12 protein-coding genes are annotated in these 16,613 nt (G+C 60.5%); 10 read left to right on the plus strand and 2 right to left on the minus strand.

The annotated features are described in order from the left end of the window. Positions 1-787 (plus strand): ATP-binding cassette domain-containing protein (locus PROAA_RS02410; protein ID WP_186409795.1); only part of this gene is annotated, 787 nt, incomplete at its 5' end. A gap of 17 nt (positions 788-804) precedes the next feature. Here PROAA_RS02410 and PROAA_RS02415 read toward each other — a convergent pair. Then, entirely contained in the window at positions 805-1,944 is a 1,140-nt protein-coding gene (locus tag PROAA_RS02415; RefSeq protein WP_186409796.1) for a glycerate kinase, read from the minus strand. Positions 1,945-1,975: 31 nt separating this feature from the next. After that, the gene (locus PROAA_RS02420; RefSeq protein ID WP_186409797.1) at positions 1,976-2,302 is read right to left on the minus strand and encodes a hypothetical protein; all 327 of its coding nucleotides are present in this window, start codon (positions 2,300-2,302) and stop codon (positions 1,976-1,978) included. A 174-nt stretch (positions 2,303-2,476) separates the two neighbouring features. On the opposite strand from PROAA_RS02420, the gene PROAA_RS02425 reads away from it, so the two are divergent. The 9 genes from PROAA_RS02425 (at position 2,477) to glk (ending at position 16,605) form a co-directional block, all read left to right on the plus strand. Next, positions 2,477-2,716, plus strand: a complete 240-nt coding sequence (locus PROAA_RS02425) for a DUF2789 domain-containing protein (RefSeq protein ID WP_186409798.1) — start codon at positions 2,477-2,479, stop codon at positions 2,714-2,716. Between the two features lie 169 nt (positions 2,717-2,885). Continuing rightward, entirely contained in the window at positions 2,886-5,633 is a 2,748-nt protein-coding gene (locus tag PROAA_RS02430; RefSeq protein WP_186409799.1) for an ATP-binding protein, read from the plus strand. 229 nt (positions 5,634-5,862) lie between these two features. Further along, positions 5,863-8,091, plus strand: coding sequence for a DUF3604 domain-containing protein (locus PROAA_RS02435; RefSeq protein WP_186409800.1), 2,229 nt, complete (start codon positions 5,863-5,865; stop codon positions 8,089-8,091). Between the two features lie 2 nt (positions 8,092-8,093). Next, positions 8,094-9,026 carry a peptidyl-prolyl cis-trans isomerase gene (locus tag PROAA_RS02440; protein ID WP_186409801.1) on the plus strand — a complete coding sequence of 311 codons (933 nt, stop codon included), beginning with the start codon at positions 8,094-8,096 and terminating at the stop codon, positions 9,024-9,026. Positions 9,027-9,036: 10 nt separating this feature from the next. After that, complete coding sequence (locus PROAA_RS02445; protein WP_186409802.1) at positions 9,037-10,059, plus strand: HupE/UreJ family protein; 1,023 nt, start codon at positions 9,037-9,039, stop codon at positions 10,057-10,059. Between the two features lie 201 nt (positions 10,060-10,260). Further along, a complete protein-coding gene (locus tag PROAA_RS02450) occupies positions 10,261-10,836 on the plus strand; it encodes a hypothetical protein (RefSeq protein ID WP_186409803.1) in 576 nt (191 codons plus the stop codon). An 18-nt stretch (positions 10,837-10,854) separates the two neighbouring features. Next, positions 10,855-12,597: a DUF389 domain-containing protein gene (locus PROAA_RS02455; protein WP_186409804.1), complete on the plus strand. Its 1,743-nt coding sequence runs from the start codon at positions 10,855-10,857 to the stop codon at positions 12,595-12,597. Positions 12,598-12,818: 221 nt separating this feature from the next. Continuing rightward, on the plus strand, positions 12,819-15,572 hold the full coding sequence (locus PROAA_RS02460; RefSeq protein WP_186409805.1) for an MGH1-like glycoside hydrolase domain-containing protein: 2,754 nt from the start codon (positions 12,819-12,821) through the stop codon (positions 15,570-15,572). Between the two features lie 46 nt (positions 15,573-15,618). Beyond that, positions 15,619-16,605, plus strand: coding sequence for a glucokinase (gene glk / locus PROAA_RS02465; protein ID WP_186409806.1), 987 nt, complete (start codon positions 15,619-15,621; stop codon positions 16,603-16,605). Positions 16,606-16,613 lie beyond the last annotated feature (8 nt).

Consider the following 16,613-nt stretch of genomic DNA (forward strand, 5'->3'; position numbering starts at 1 on the left):
CCTGAGCATCGGCTACTTCGCCCAGCAGGAACTCGACGTTCTGCGTCCCCTGGACAATCCGCTGGAACACATGGTGCGCATGGCCAGGGAAGGCTTGCCCGCCGGGCAGAGTGGTCGCGAGCAGGATCTGCGCACTTTTCTTGGCACCTTCAATTTCAGCGGCGACATGGTCAAGCAGCCGGTCGGCACCCTGAGCGGCGGCGAAAAGGCGCGTCTTGTGCTGTGCATGATCGTCTGGCAACGCCCGAATCTGCTGCTGCTCGACGAACCGACCAATCACCTCGATCTGGCGACTCGCGAAGCCCTGTCGATGGCGCTCAACGAATTTGAAGGTACGGTGATGCTGGTCAGCCACGATCGCTCGCTGCTGAGGTCGGTGTGCGACGAGTTCTGGCTGGTTTCGCACGGTGGCATCGAACCCTTCGATGGCGACCTCGACGACTACCAGCGCTATCTGCTCGACGAAGCCAAACGTTCACGCGAGGCCTTGAAAGCGTCCCTGAAGGAAGTGAAGGAAGTCGCTACACAAGCGCCGCCTGCCGCAGTGGCCAGCAAGAAGATTTCGCCCGTTCTGAAAACCTTGAAGCGCGACCAGGGAAAGCTCGAACAGTCGATGCTCGACCGGCAAACCCGGAAACATTCACTCGAAGCGCGCCTGTCCGCGCCGCTGCCGGCGCAGGAAATCAGCGAGCTCGGCCTCGAGCTGAAGAAGATCGACGAGGAACTGGCCGAATACGAAGAGCGATGGCTGGCGCTATCGGAGCAGATCGAGGCTGAAGAAGCGTAGTTTGGTCTCGCTCCCGTTCAGGGTTCGATCCTGACTTTAAGTATCCGGCACAGTCGGGCAGCCGCTTCCTCAATCAGCGATTCGGCGTCCTGCATGCACTGAGCCAGTGAGAGCGGCCGCTGGCAAATGCTCAGAGTAGCGTTGATTCCGTGCGCCAGAACGTCGTCCGCGCCTTCGCCCAGCCCGCCTGAAATGCAGAATACAGGCACGGAGAATTGCCTGGCGACCCTGGCCACGCCAACCGGCGCCTTGCCGAACGCCGTCTGATAATCCGTTTGCCCTTCGCCAGTGATGACGAAGGCGGCGCCTTTGACGATCTCGGCAAAGTTCACAGCGTCCAGAACGATGTCGACACCTGGCTTCAGTACGGCCGGCGTAAAGAACATCAGGCCGGCACCCAGACCTCCGGCGGCGCCCGCGCCGGCCATGTCCGCGACATCCCGTTCGGTGGCCGCCCGGGCACAACCGGCAAAACGGCTCAGCGCGGCATCGAGTTGCTGCACCATCTCCGGTGTTGCACCCTTTTGTGGGCCGAATACGGCGGAGGCGCCGCGCGCGCCGCACAGCGGGTTATCCACGTCGCAGGCCACAGTAATTTCGGCTTCCTTCAGCCTGGGATCCAGTCCCGAGATATCAATGTGCGAAAGCCCGGCCAGCGCGCCGCCGCCGGGGGGCAATTCCGTTCCATCTGCCGCCAGAAACCGGACGCCGAGCGCACGCGCCATGCCGCTGCCGCCGTCGTTGGTGGCGCTGCCGCCAATGCCGACAATGATTCGCCGCAAGCCGGCGTCCAGCGCCGCGCGGATCAGTTCGCCCGTGCCGTAAGTGCAGGTGATGCGCGGGTCGCGCTGCCCGGCAGCGACCAATGTCAGCCCTGATGCCTCTGCCATTTCGATCACTGCCGTAGTGCCGTCACCGAGAACTCCCCAGCGGGCCAACCGGGCTTCGCCCAGCGGCCCGCTGACCGGCGCTTCCTTCATTTGCCCGCCGGTGGCGCTGACCAGTGCTTCGACCGTACCTTCGCCGCCATCGGCAATGGGAATCTTGCGAACCAAGGCCTTGGGGAATATCTTCAGTACGCCGCGCTCCATCGCCGCGGCCACCCCCAGTGCCGATACGCTGCCCTTGAATGAGTCCGGTGCCACAACAATACGCATATCAACCCGATCCGAAATGTGTTGTTCCCGATCAACCGAAGATCGTGATTTTCAAGCGTTGAAGGTACCCGAGATTTTTCCACCAGCGCACTCCATTGTCGCGAAAACGCTTGCCGGAATCGGTCAGTGTTAGCATCCGGGCGCCGAACCCGGTGGCGCCGGCGTCCGCGACAAAGCCGGATCGCATGAGGTACTTGGCGATCGCCGGCGGCACCTGTTGGCCATCAAGCACCCAGAGTGTTCCGAAGCCACAGTCATCGCCCGGCAGCATCAGCAGGGGCCGGTGCGTACCAATGTGTCTCAGCACGTCGAGCGTCTGCGCCCGGGTGGGGATGAAGTTCGTTGGCGAGGAGTCCATGATGCATTCCGATTGTACCTTTCCGGCTGTCAAAATGCAGGGGGCATTTGCAGGCGTCGACAATCGCTGCAAACGAGCGCTGAACCAGATTACGAACTTTCGTGCCGAAACGGGTTCGAACCGACTCGGCAGTCGAGAAGCATCCGTACCAGAACTCATTCATGGAGGTCAATGATGGAACAGAATGTCCACAACATGAATAATCTCTTTGCTCAACTCGGAAAACCAAGCAATGACTCGGACATTGCCCGGTTTCTGGCGACGCATGGTCCGTTGGCCAACGAAGTCCCGCTTCACGAAGCGCCTTTCTGGACACCCTCCCAGGCGGAATTCCTGCGCGATGCCGTTTGCGAGGATTCGGATTGGGCGGAAGTCGTGGATGAGCTCAATGCCGGGTTGCATGCCCGGCAGTAGTTTGGCGATGCAGCACGCTTGAGGGGTGAGTGGCAGATTTCAAGGTGAGCCCACCGTTGCAACGAGCAACGACGACGTCGACGACGAAAGACGGCCCAGAGCGAAAAGACCAGAGTATTATTTCGAGAGTTTTGTGCGCCTAGCCACACTTCTCACGGAATAAGCCCGGATGATTTCTCAGTATCTCGCACGGCTCTCGCTTAAAACCAGAATCACTCTTGGTAGCCTTGCAGTCTTTCTGGTCAGCATTTGGGTACTCACCTACTACACCAGCCAAACGCTGCGTGAAGATATGCGCCACTTGCTGGGCGAACAGCAGTTCGCCGCGGTTTCCTTCATCGCGGCGCATACCGATGCTGAATTCCGGTACCGACTGAGCGCATTGGAAGAAGTCGCCGCAATGATTGCGCCGGCTCTGCTGGAGGGCGGGGACGCCTTGCAGACATGCATGAATCAGCAACCGATCCTGAACCAACTATTCAATGGCGGGGTTTTTGTTCTGTCGGCCGACGGCACGGCGATTGCCGACACCGTGCTGGCGACGGAACGAATCGGTCTTAACTACATGAACAATCCCGATACGGCTGCCGTCTTCAAGAACGGAACGGCAACGATAACCCGGCCGCTCATGGGCAGAAAGTTGATGAGCCCGGTGTTTGCGATCAATGTGCCGATTCGCGATGCCGGGGGCCGGATGATCGGCGCCCTGGTGGGAACCGTGAATCTCGGCAAGCCCAATTTTCTGGATCAGATTTCAGGGCAGCGCCACGTCCGTTCCGGCGGCTATCTGCTGCTGGTTGACCCGCAATCCCGGCTGATCGTGACCGCCACCGACCCGCGCCGCATCTTGGAAGCGCTGCCCGCGCCAGGGGTTAATCCGGCAATAGATCGCTACATTGGTGGCGAAGAAGGCACCGGCATCCTGGTTAGTCCCGCAGGTGTGGAAGTGTTGGTCGCGGTCAAACGCGTTCCGAGCGCAAACTGGTATGTCGCACTTGTGCTGCCCACTGCGGAAGCTTTTGCGCCGATAAGCGCAATGCAGCAGCGCACGCTGATCGCGGCGATCCTGCTGACTCTGCTTGCGGGCGGGCTGATCTGGTGGATGCTGAGGCGCCAACTGGCGCCGATGTTGGCTGCGGTGAAAACGCTGGCTATGCTGTCGGCGACAAATCTGCCACACCAGCCCTTACCCATCGACCGGCAGGACGAAATCGGTGACTTGATTGGCGCGTTCAATCATCTTATTGAGACTTTGCGTCAGCGAGAGGAGGCGCTGGCCAAAACGCATGAGGAGTTGAGCCGCAACAGTGAATTTCTGTCACGCACCAATGCAATGGCCAGAGTCGGCGGATGGGAAATTGATTTGTTCAGCGACAAACTCTATTGGACGCAGGAAACCTACCGCATCCGTGAGATCGATCCATCGGTCGAGCCGGAACTGAGCGTGGGCATCCGTTGCTATGCGCCGGAAGCCCAGCCGAAGCTCCTCGCTGCCATAGAGGCTTGCCGTACACATGGTACGCCCTACGATCTGGAGCTGCCGTTCATTACGGCGAGCGGGCGGCACATCTGGGTTCGCACCCAAGGTTTTGCGCACACCGAAAACGGCAAGGTGACGAAGCTGCGCGGCTCGTTCCAAGACATCACCGAGCGTAAGCTGGCCGAGCTTGAAATCAAGAACCTCAACAACAGCCTTGAAGAACGAGTGCGCCAGCGTACCGCCGACCTCGAAACCGCCAATCAGTTGCTCAAGCAGGCGAAGCTCCAGGCCGAGGCAGCCAACATTGCCAAGAGCGCCTTCCTCGCCAACATGAGCCATGAAATCCGCACACCGATGAACGGCATCATCGGCATGGCCAACATCCTGCGTCTGGAAGGTGTCACCCCAAAGCAAGCACAGCGGCTCGACACGATTGATACATCCGCCAGGCATCTGCTAAACGTCATCAATGACATCCTCGACATCTCGAAGATCGAGGCCGGCAAGTTGGTGCTTGAGGAAGCGCCGGTCACCGTTAACAGCCTGCTGAAGAACGTCGTTTCCCTCCTGTCCGAACGCTGCCGGGCCAAGGGAATCAAGTTGCTGGTCAAGAACGAGCCAGTCCCGCCCAACCTCTATGGCGATCCCACCCGTTTGCAGCAGGCATTGCTTAATTACGCAAACAACGCCGTCAAGTTCACCGAAAAGGGAGCCGTGACATTGCGCGTCCGCAAGCAGGAAGAGACAGTCGAATCGACTACGGTGCGCTTCGAGGTGACTGATACCGGTATCGGTATCCCTGCAGAGACTATGCCCCGGCTCTTTAGCGCCTTTGAGCAGGCTGACAATTCCATGACCCGAAAATACGGTGGCACCGGCCTTGGCCTGGCGATCAACCGCCGTCTGGCCGAACTGATGGGCGGCGACACCGGCGTCGAGAGCACGCCGGGAGTTGGCAGCACCTTCTGGTTTACCGCGAAGCTCAAAAAGAGCACGGCGGCAATCGAGACCATGCCGGAGACGGAAGCGGATGCGGAGGCGCTGATCCGGCAACGCTATTCCGGCCAGCACATTCTGGTCGCCGACGATGAACCGATTAACCTCGAGATCGCACGAATTCAGTTGGAGGGCATTGGGCTTGTCGTGGACACTGCGCAGGATGGCGCCAAGGCCATCGCACTGGCACAAAGCAATATCTATGCGGCCATCTTCATGGATATGCAGATGCCGAATACAAATGGGCTGGAAGCAACGCAGAGGATACGTCAACTGCCCGCATGCCGGGATACACCCATCATCGCCATGACGGCCAACGCCTTTGCTGAAGATAAGGCGCAGTGCCTTGAGGCGGGAATGAACGATTTCCTGATCAAGCCTTTCAATCCAGAAGAGATGTTTGCGGCGTTGCTGCGCTCCCTAAATCGGTGCGCTGGATAACCTAAAACCTGCGACAGTATGATTTCGGCAACTCCTCGGCAGATACCGGATCGACAGAAATCGGTGCGTATCACCAACGACCACCCGGGTCTTTCGGCGGAAGACAAAAGAAGACGCGACAGGCACATCGCAAGTCGTTGATACGAGTCCTTGGCAACTGTATCCTGCGACCCTGTCGGCGTCACGCGACAAGGACTTGAACCTGTTTCCAGTAAAGAATGGAATGCGCATGAAAATCAAACAGAAAAAGATGGCTGTCGTGTTGCTCGGCGCCGGACTCTTTAGTCTGGCCGCAGCGCCGGTGTTTGCACAGCAGAAGAATCCCGAACGCAATGTCTACTATGGCGAAACGCACTTGCATACGAGCTGGTCGTTTGACGCGTACGCATTTGGCGACACGCAGACCGGGCCGGAAGGCTTTTACCAGTACGCGACCGGAAAGCCGACCTTGCACCCTGGAGGCTACCAGGTGACGATCACCAAACCGCTGGACTGGGGGGCGGTGACCGAGCATTCGGAGTACATGGGAATCATCCAGGAGGCGATGGATCCGGAATCACCGCTGCGCAAGAGCTCGCCGGTCATGGCCAGGGTCCTTGAGGGCGGCGTCAAAGCCGATCCCTTGCTCGCCTTCAAGTTGCTGTCGGTCACCATCGCCAAGGGGGATACGATCAGGCAACTCAGCAATCCTGCAGTGGTTGCGCCGGTCTGGAAACGGATTGTCGACATCGCCGACAAATACAACCAGCCGGGCAAGTTCACGACCTTTGCCGCTTACGAGTGGACCTCGACGCCGGATTCGAAGAACCTGCACCGCAACGTGTTCTTCCGGGATTCGAAGAAGGTGCCGGAGGTGCCGTTTTCGCCCCTGGATTCGACCGATCCGCGCGATCTCTGGAGCTGGATGGACAAACAGCGTTCGGCTGGCAACGAGCTGCTGGCGATTTCGCACAACGCCAACTTGAGCAACGGCTTGATGTTCCCGACCGAGGTCGATCACACCGGCCGGCCGATCGACCGGGCGTGGGCGGAGTCGCGGATGCGCAACGAGCCGCTCACCGAGATGAAGCAGGTCAAGGGCCAGTCGGAGACGACGCCGGGACTTTCGCCGAACGACGAGTTCGCCAATTACGAGGTTTTCGTCTGGCACCTCCTGGGCAGGCCGGGCCCGCCGCCGCGCGAGTACGGCAGCTACGTCCGGCAAGCCTACAAGGACGGCATCACGATGGAGCAGGCGCGCGGCTTCAATCCGTACAAGACCGGCGTCGTCAGCGGCTCCGATTCGCATGTCAGCGTCGTGCCCTACCGCCAGAAGAACTTCTTCGGCGTGCACGGCACCGTCGACGATACGATCGAGAAACGCATCAATGGCGCCACTGTGCTCGGGCTCAACAGTCTTTGGGTCACCCCTGCCGGCCTGAGCGCGGTCTGGGCCGAGGAGAACACGCGCGAGGCGATCTTCGACGCGATGAAACGCAAGGAGACCTACTCCACCAGCGGCGTGCGTATCCCGGTGCGCTTTTTCGGTGGTTGGGGGCTGGATGCTGGATTGTTCAAGCACAAGGAGTGGGTCAAGGCGGCCTATGCCACGGGTGTGCCAATGGGTGCCGATCTGCTCAAGCCGGCAAGCAAGGCGCCCTCGTTCGTCGTCTGGGCGACGAAGGATCCGGACAGTGCCAACCTCGACCGCATGCAGATCGTCAAGGGCTGGAGCATCAACGGGCAGTCGTTCGAGAGGATCTATGATGTTGCCTGGGCGGGGACACGCAAGCCCGATCCGGCCACCGGCAAGGTGCCACCGGTCGGTTCGACGGTGGATCTCACGAAAGGCACTTACACCAACAGCATCGGCGCGGTGGAATTGAAAACGGTATGGACGGACCCCGATTTCGATCCAGCTCTCGACGCTTTCTATTACGTTCGTGTGCTGGAGATTCCGACGCCACGCTGGAGCACCATGCAGGCCTTGAAGCTGGGCAGGGTGCCCCCGAGCGGCACCGGATTTTCCGCAATCATCCAGGAGCGTGCTTGGAGCTCGCCGATCTGGTACACCCCCAGTGCACAGGCGCGCAAGGCTGCCAAGCCAGGCGTGACCATCGCCGATCTGGGCAAGCGGGGCGCAACGGCGCTTACCGATCAGCAACTCAAGGAGCTGATCGTCGGCAAGACGGTGAAGGTGCACAATACGGTCACCGGGCAGAACTTCGAGATTCTCCACGGAACCACCGGCCGGCGCCTGATCACGGCAATTGACGGCAAGGCAGCCGATTTGCGCGGGGCGGGCGAGATGATGCACGGCGGCGACCTCGACTACGCGATTCGCGACGGGCGTCTGCGCACGGACATCAACGGTACCGAATTCAATGTGGTTGTCTACAAGCTGGGCGACAAGTACCTGGCGGCGCGCAGCAACGAATTCGGTTACGCGAATTACGAGGTCGAGCCGCTGAAGGAATGAGCGTGAGTTCTGCATTACCCGGCGGTCCGCAGCCATCCCGTGTGCGGCGCTGGCTGAGCGAGCCATTGCTGCATTTTCTGGTGATCGGCGGTGCGCTGTTCGCCATTTATGGCGCACTCAACCCGCAGACTGCTGCTCCATCCCAGGCCAATCAGATCCGGCTCACGCGAGAGGATCTGCGCCAGATGACGATGGTGTGGGCGGCGAAGTGGCAGCGCCCGCCGACGCCGGAGGAGATGCACAGCCTGATCGAGAACAAGATTCGCGACGAAATCCTCTACCGCGAGTCGCTCGCGCTCGGCCTCGACCAGAACGACACCATCGTCCGCCGCCGCCTGGCGCAGAAGATGGAATTTCTTGCCGAGGACACGTCGGCGATTGGCGATCCCTCTACCGCGGAACTTAAGGCATGGTTCGAACAGAACCGTTCGAACTTTGCCTTGCCGGGCCGGATATCGTTCCGCCACGTGTACTTTTCACCCGACCAGCGAGGCCTCGGCGTGCGGGATGCTGCCGTCGATGCGCTGGAAAAGCTTGTCGACAAGCCCGCCGATTCGCCCGTGGCAGCCGACATCGGCGATCGTTTCATGTTCCAGGACTACTACGCTGACCGTGCGCCGGAGCAGGTGGCGAGCGTGTTCGGAACGGCGTTCGCCCAGTCGCTGTCCGGACTCAAGCCGGGCGACTGGCTGGGGCCCATCGAATCGGGGCTGGGGTGGCATCTGGTGTTCGTCGATTCGATCACCCCGGGACGGGTGCCGATGTTCGAGGAGATCGAGCCGGAGGTGAAAGCCGAATGGATCAACGCGCAACGCGCCGAAGCCAGGCGCAAGATGTTTGCCGCGATGCGCGCGCGCTACGAAGTCGTGCTGCCGCCGCCGGATGACAAGGACGCTCCGGTTGCCGGAACGGAATCGAGCGTGAAAACTCGATGAACGGCACCCGATGAACTGTGGCAGGCGCGTCCTGTTGCTGTTGCGCTGGTCGTTGCTGAGCGCGCTGGTCATGGCCTGGATGCCGTTGCCAGGCGCCTGGGCGCACGAAATCCGCCCGGCGTATCTTGAAATCAACGAGATCACGCCGGGCCGCTACGACGTTTTGTGGCGCACGCCGGTGCTATCGGGAAGGCAGTTGCCGATTGTGTTGAAGTTTGCCGAGGGTACGCGCAACGTCACTGAACCGTCGTTGCGGGAGCTTCCCGATTCGCTGCTGGAGCGCCGCGTGATCGAATTGCCCGGCGGACTCGCCGGCACGCGAATCGATATCGTCGGACTGCAAGCCACGATTACCGATGTGTTGGTGCGCGCGCAAATGCTCAACGGCACGCACTCGACAACGCTCGTCCATCCCTCGCAGCCATGGCTGGAAATCGCCGCGGAGCGCGGCTGGCTCTCGGTCGTCGGCGCGTACCTTCGGCATGGCATCGACCATATTCTGCTCGGCTACGACCACCTGCTGTTTGTCTTCGCACTGATGCTCATCGTGCGCCGGACACAGGCGTTGCTGTGGACGATCACCGCATTCACGCTCGCGCATTCGATCACGCTGGCGCTCGCAACGCTTGGCCTGGTGCATGTGCCCGGACCGCCGGTCGAAGCCTCCATCGCCCTCTCGATACTGCTGCTCGCGTGCGAGATCGTACGCCTACAGCGCGGCGAAGCGAGCTTGACCTCGCGCTGGCCATGGCTGGTTGCGTTCTGTTTCGGATTGCTGCACGGGCTCGGATTCGCCAGCGCACTGGCCAGCATCGGCTTGCCGCGCGGCGACATCCCGCTCGCGCTGGTCGCCTTCAACGTCGGTGTCGAACTCGGTCAGCTGGCGTTCATTGCCGTGGTCCTGGCGCTCTTCGCTTTGGCCCGGCGGATCAGGCTTGCGGTGTCGTTGGAGCGCTACGCGCGCCCGGCTGCACCGTACGCGATCGGCATCATGGCCTCGTTCTGGTTCTTCGAGAGGCTGGCGAGTTTCTGAGCACGTATTTCTCTGTCCAGTCCGCATTCTCTGCGCCCGATACTGTTCCCGGATCGGAGTTCAGCATCGGTTTGGGATGGCTTGCAATTGCCGCTTGCGGGTTTTTGCGAAGCGCTGCATCATGCTAGCCGCGCAACGCTTCCGCTATCCGTTGGCATGTCGCCGCATCGCCGATAGCGCGGTTTCTGGAAATCCTCGGGAATGATAAAAAACTCTAAATGCATTACTTCCTTGCTGCTTTCTGCGGGGTTTACCGCTGCATTGGGCGGGTGTTCAACGCTCGAAAAACATATTCCGGGTATCGGCTCGTCAGCTACGGAGACGAGCGGGTCGACCGCAGCCGAGGGCGTCTACTACTCTGGTTCTCCCGATCTACCTTTGTACCGGAGTCCCGGCGGTGCCATCGTCAAGCGCCTGCCGCAGTACACAAAGGTCTATCGGGACGAACTTGACAAGGGTTTTGCCCACGTTCGTGTCGACTCGACGGGCGAAGCTGGATGGGTGGAAAACGCGAAGCTGATCTGGCGCCTGCCGAAGGCCAAGCCGTCGGAGCCGGCTCCCGCAGCCGCGAGCCAACCGGCTGCGGAGTCGCCCGCGCCGCAAGTGGTCGAACCGACGCCTCCACCATCGCCGCAGGTGGCCGAGTCACCGGAGTCACCACCGCCACCACCGCCCGTCGAAGCGCCGGAGTCACCACCGCCAGCGCCAGCGGCCGCCTCGCCGTCGAGCGCGCCTGCGAAGCCTTCGGTCGCTCCGTCGATCTTCAACCCCTACTAGTTCCCGGCGCAGGTCGTCATGAATAGCAATAGCGCAGGGGCGGACCCGATCCGTCCCGATCCGGAGTCGACACGCGCTGATCTGGACGTGCCGCTGTTTGCGTTGTGGTCGGTGTCGCCGCGACGCAAGGCGCAGGTGATCAGCGATACGGCGATCGATTCCGTACCGAGGCCGCTCTATTACTTGTTGCTGCTTGCATCCGCGGGAATCGCCGCTTTCGGCTTGCTCGCCAACAGCGCAGCGGTGGTCATCGGCGCGATGCTTGTCTCGCCTTTGATGGCGCCAATTTTCGGCATTGCCCTGGCGCTTTCCCGCGGTGATTTGCGCCTGTTACGACACGCGGCCATCGCCGAGTTCGGCGGCGTGCTGCTGATCATCGGGTTTGCCTTCATTCTGGGTCTGTTGCCGTTTGCCCTGGAAGTGACGCCGGAAATGCTGGCGCGCACCAGACCGTCTCTGCTCGATCTTTTCGTCGCGGCCCTGGCCGGCCTTGCCGGTGGCTTGGCGATGGTTGATGAACGTACCAGTCCGGCCCTGCCGGGGGTGGCGATTGCCACTTCGCTGACGCCGCCGCTCGCCACCTCCGGTCTGTCATTGGCATTCGGCGCTTACGAGGGTGCCTGGGGAGCCTTCCTGCTCTTCTTTGCCAACTTCCTGACGATACTGGCCGTCGCGGCTGCCATCTTCATTCTGGCTGGATTCGTCACCCGTGCCGAACTTGGCACGCGCGTCGACTTCCTGAAGCGCTTCTCCGCGGCCGGTATCGGCCTGCTCGCCGTCGCCGCCATCCTTACGCAGCAGCTCGTTGCCACCATTGACGACTGGCGCCTCAAGCAGTCGATCGTCACCACCATAGAGCATGCCCTGGCAGACGATCCCGGTGCCCGACTTGCGAATGTCATCTATGATCAGGTGTCGAACGGCCCGGTCAATGTGCTGGCGACAGTCAATACACCGCGATCATTCTCCCCGATCAAGGTCAAGGCCATGCAGCAGTCGATCTCGGAAAACGTCAAGCGGGATATCAACCTGTTCGTCAGGTGCACTATCACTCACGACGTGGCAGCGGCCGGTTCGGCGAATCTCCTGCCGGCAGTGAACCTCGACGGCAAGTTCGTTGCCGCCAGCGTGACGCCCAATGTACGGATGACGGAAACCGCCGAGCAGACTCTCCGGGAATTGGTGAGCCATGGTCAAACTTTCGACTTGCAGGACGTGCAACTCGTCCAATTGCCGACGGGTCCGGTGATCGTTGCTACGGTGTCCGGTGCGCGCCCGCCTGTTCCCTCGCAGGTCCGGTTTGCCGAAGACACGATCCGCAAGCGGCTCGGCGATCAGACGGTCACCCTGCTGGTGAGCGCCACGACCACCAGCAACGTTACCGCCAAGGGGCGCGTGCTGCTTGGAGACGCACAGTTCGTACCGATGTCCGCGGCCGACCGGACCGTTCAACAGAAACTTGAAGCGTTCGGGAAAACCAGGCTGGAGCAGTTTCCGAGTACCTTCGTCAACGGCCTTGATGCGGCGAAGTCTGGAGACGGTTGGGAAGTGCGGGCGGAAGTTGTCAGTGCCAAGCTGCTTCAGCCAGCCGATGTGGGAATGGTGGAAAAGGGCCTTGCCGAGATTGCCGGTACAAGCATCTCCCTTTCCGTACTCACGCCAGACGGCTTGATCGTCGGGCCGAAAGGTTTCACCACAGTGCAACGCTCGGTCGAGGAGAGGTTTGCCCGGCAGCTTGCCACCACCACTCGGGAAAAATGAATCGATTGGTCGAAGCCGCCACGGGGTGGCCGAAAGTCGTCTGCCCGGAAGATTCCTGCCACAGCGGCGGCCAGGGAAAATGACAGGTATCCGGATTTCCGACGAGGTGTCTTTGCCTCTTGCCCGAGAACTAACCGAGCTTTTTTCGGCCCAATGCGATTGGGGATAAGGCAGTAAAGCGAACTGAGTAGTCGTCACCACAGCAACGGAGAAAACAGGAAATGAAAAAAGCCGAATACACCAGACTTGAAGAAGCCCGGGAAGGAAAGATTGGCTGGAAGAAATGGGGCCCCTACCTCAGCGAACGTCAGTGGGGAACCGTGCGTGAGGACTACAGTGAGAACGGCGACGCCTGGAATTTCTTCACCCACGACCATGCCCGCTCGCGCGCCTACCGATGGGGCGAAGACGGTCTGGCCGGCATTTCCGACGACAAGCAGCGGCTGTGCTTCGCGCTGGCGCTGTGGAACGGCAAGGATCCCATCCTCAAGGAACGACTCTTCGGCCTGACCAACAGCGAAGGCAACCACGGCGAGGATGTGAAGGAGTACTACTTCTACCTCGACAGCACGCCGACCCACTCGTACATGAAATATCTCTACAAGTATCCGCACGCGGCCTACCCCTACGCCGACCTGGTGGATACAAACCGCAGTCGCAGCCGGCACGAGATGGAGTATGAACTGCTGGATACCGGCGCCTTCAGTGATGACCGCTATTTCGACGTCTTCGTGGAGTATGCCAAAGACGGGGCGGAAGACATCCTCGCAAAGATTACGGTGGCCAACCGCGGGCCGGACGCCGCCGAACTGCACGTCTTGCCGACGCTCTGGTTTCGTAACGACTGGGCGCCGTGGATTGCCAAATCCAACCGGGCGGATCAGAAACCAAACCTCAAGCAGATCAAGGCGGCGGCGGGAACGAACGCGGTCGCGGTGTCGCATCCGTCGCTGGGCGAATTCGTGCTCGCCTGCGAAGGCGAGGTGCCGCTGCTGTTCACCGAGAACGACACAAACAGCGCGCGGCTCTTTCCCGGCCAGAACAACGCAAGCCCGTACGTCAAGGACGGCATCAACAACTACGTCGTGGATGGCAGTCGGGATGCCGTGAATCCGGAGAAACAGGGCACCAAAGTCGCAGCGCATTATCGGCTGATGGTGGAGCCTGGCCAGTCGACCTCGGTGCGTTTGCGCCTGACGAATCAGGCTGCAGTCCGCGAGCGTGGCAAGCCCAAGACAGCGGCCACTGTTTTTGGCGGACCGTTTGACAAGATCTTCGACGCACGGCAGCAGGAAGCAGACGACTTCTACCAGGCCGTGATTCCCCCGAGTGTTTCGCCGGACGAAGCCGGAGTGATGCGTCAGGCACTTGCCGGGATGCTGTGGAGCAAGCAGTACTTCTTCTTCGACGGCGACAACTGGCTGGATGAGCACAATACGAACCCCCTTCATTCCGGATATCAGAAGGGCCGGAATTCGGAGTGGTTCCACATGCTGAATGAAGACATCATCTCGATGCCCGACAAATGGGAGTACCCCTGGTATGCGGCCTGGGATCTGGCTTTTCACACGCTCCCGCTGGCTATCGTGGACCCGGACTTCGCCAAGGAGCAGATGAAGCTGATGCTCAAGGGCACCTACCTGCACCCGAGCGGCCAGATGCCGGCCTATGAGTGGAATTTCAGCGACGTGAATCCGCCGGTTCATGCCTTCGCCACGCTCTTCCTGCTGCGCACCGAACAGGCGCAGCGCGGTGCGATGGACGTCGATTTTCTCAGGGAAACTTTCAACAAACTGGTACTGAATTTCACCTGGTGGGTGAACCGCAAGGATCGCTTTGGCAAGAACGTTTTCGAGGGCGGTTTTCTGGGGCTGGACAACATCAGCGTATTCGACCGCAGCGCACCGCTGCCTACCGGGGGGCACCTTGAGCAGGCGGACGGTACCGCCTGGATGTCGCTGTTCAGCCAGAACATGCTGGAACTCGCGATTGCCCTCGCTGCCCATGACCGCACCTATGAGGACATGGTCTTCAAATTTGCCGAGCACTTCTACTACATCGCCATGGCCATGAACAAAACCGGCCAGGACGGCATGTGGGACGAGGAGGACGGCTTCTATTACGACCTGCTGCGCTTGCCCGACGGCAGCGCGACGCGACTCAAGGTGCGCTCGATGGTTGGGTTGTTGCCCCTGTGCGCCACCACGGTCATCGAAAAGGCACAGCGCGAGTCCATTCCAGGTACGCTGGCCCAGATTTTTGAACGCCTGCGCCGCATGCCCGAGCTCAAGAAATCCATCCACCCTACCGGCGTGGGGCATTTCGGCGTAGAGGAGCGGGGGATCTTGTCCATGGTCAATCCGGAGCGTTTGCGCCGGATACTGACGAAGATGCTCGACGAGAACGAGTTCTTGAGTCCATACGGCATCCGCTCGCTGTCCAAATTTCACGAGAAGCACCCGTTCGTTTTTCACGTCGAGGGCCAGGAGTTCCGGGTGGACTACCTGCCGGGCGAGTCGGACAGCGGCATGTTTGGCGGTAACTCCAACTGGCGAGGGCCGATCTGGGTACCTGTGAACACCATGATCATTCGTGCCCTGTTGAATTTCTACCTGTACTACGGCGATAGCTTCAAGATCGAGTGCCCGACGGGTTCGGGGGTGATGATGAATCTCTTCGAGGTGAGTCGGGAGATTGCGGGGCGGCTCATCCGGATCTTCACTCGTGATGAAAACGGCCAACGCGCGGTCTATGGCGGTGAACAGACATTCCAGTCCGATCCTCAATGGCGTGAATACATCCTGTTTTACGAGTATTTCCACGGTGACAATGGTGCCGGACTCGGCGCCAGCCACCAGACCGGTTGGACGGGCATCGTGGCCAAGCTCATCGAGCTCTTCGGATTCATGGACGCCGAAAAGTTGTTGAAAGAAGGCAAGAAGTCAGCGTTCGCATTGCGCACGAAGGCGACATGAAATTCTGGGTTGCGGCGACGTCAACAGGCGCTATGCTGGATGAGCCATGTTGATTCTAGCGGGCGACATCGGTGGAACATCGACCCGATTGGCCTATTTCGACACTGCTGACGGAAAGCTGACGCCGGTTGTCGAAGATCGGTTTTCAAGTCGCGATGCAGGGGGCTTGGAGGAAATCGTCGGCCGTTTCGCCCGCGAGCACGGACTGAAGGCTGAGCGGGCCTGTTTTGGAATTGCCGGTCCGGTCCGGCAGGGAACGGTGAAAACGCCAAATCTTCCGTGGAGCGTGGATGCTTGCGAGTTGGCACGCGGCCTGGGTCTTGGGGAAGTGCAACTCATCAACGACCTTGAGGCCAACGCCTACGGTATCGACGCGCTTCTCCCCGAAGATTTCGCTGTTCTCAATCCCGGATGTCCCGATCCTGCCGGCCCCATTGCCGTGGTTTCGGCAGGTACCGGCCTTGGAGAGGTTCTGGCCTATTGGGATGGCAGCGTCCATCGGCCGCTTCCGAGCGAAGGGGGGCACGCCGACTTCGCTCCCCGTAACGAATTGGAAACGGCGTTGCTCCTTCACCTGCGCAGCGAGCATGGACGGGTCAGCACGGAGCGGGTGGTTTCCGGCCCCGGGCTGTACAATATTTACCGCTTCCTGCGCGACGCCGGCCATTTTCGTGAAACTCCCGCCGTAGCCGAGGCCATGCGCCAAGGCGATCGGTCTGCCGCTATTGCCAAAGCAGCCCTGGCCGGCGAATGCACGCTTTGCGACAAAGCCCTGGATCTGTTTGTTTCTCTGTACGGCGCGGAGGCCGGCAATGTCGCGCTCAGGGTGTTGGCCACCGGCGGTATCTATCTCGGGGGTGGCATTGCGCCGAAAATCATCGAGCGCCTCAAGGGGCCCGGCTTTATGCTGGCTTTTTGCGCCAAGGGGCGTCTCAGTCCGCTGCTCGAGAATGTCCCGGTGCGGGTTATTCTCAATGACCGAACAGCCCTTTTCGGCGCAGCGCGCTGCGCGATGTGCCACAAGACAGAATAGACGGCATA

Source organism: Candidatus Propionivibrio aalborgensis, from assembly GCF_900089945.1.
Taxonomy (GTDB): domain Bacteria; phylum Pseudomonadota; class Gammaproteobacteria; order Burkholderiales; family Rhodocyclaceae; genus Propionivibrio; species Propionivibrio aalborgensis.

What these genes read in the sequence shown, in the direction of transcription:
- PROAA_RS02415 (WP_186409796.1), bottom strand. Translation starts at nt 1,944, where the DNA reads ATGCGTATTGTTGTGGCACCGGACTCATTCAAGGGCAGCGTATCGGCA.
- PROAA_RS02420 (WP_186409797.1), bottom strand. Translation starts at nt 2,302, where the DNA reads ATGGACTCCTCGCCAACGAACTTCATCCCCACCCGGGCGCAGACGCTC.
- PROAA_RS02425 (WP_186409798.1), top strand. Translation starts at nt 2,477, where the DNA reads ATGGAACAGAATGTCCACAACATGAATAATCTCTTTGCTCAACTCGGA.
- PROAA_RS02430 (WP_186409799.1), top strand. Translation starts at nt 2,886, where the DNA reads ATGATTTCTCAGTATCTCGCACGGCTCTCGCTTAAAACCAGAATCACT.
- PROAA_RS02435 (WP_186409800.1), top strand. Translation starts at nt 5,863, where the DNA reads ATGAAAATCAAACAGAAAAAGATGGCTGTCGTGTTGCTCGGCGCCGGA.
- PROAA_RS02445 (WP_186409802.1), top strand. Translation starts at nt 9,037, where the DNA reads ATGAACTGTGGCAGGCGCGTCCTGTTGCTGTTGCGCTGGTCGTTGCTG.
- PROAA_RS02450 (WP_186409803.1), top strand. Translation starts at nt 10,261, where the DNA reads ATGATAAAAAACTCTAAATGCATTACTTCCTTGCTGCTTTCTGCGGGG.
- PROAA_RS02455 (WP_186409804.1), top strand. Translation starts at nt 10,855, where the DNA reads ATGAATAGCAATAGCGCAGGGGCGGACCCGATCCGTCCCGATCCGGAG.
- PROAA_RS02460 (WP_186409805.1), top strand. Translation starts at nt 12,819, where the DNA reads ATGAAAAAAGCCGAATACACCAGACTTGAAGAAGCCCGGGAAGGAAAG.
- glk (WP_186409806.1), top strand. Translation starts at nt 15,619, where the DNA reads ATGTTGATTCTAGCGGGCGACATCGGTGGAACATCGACCCGATTGGCC.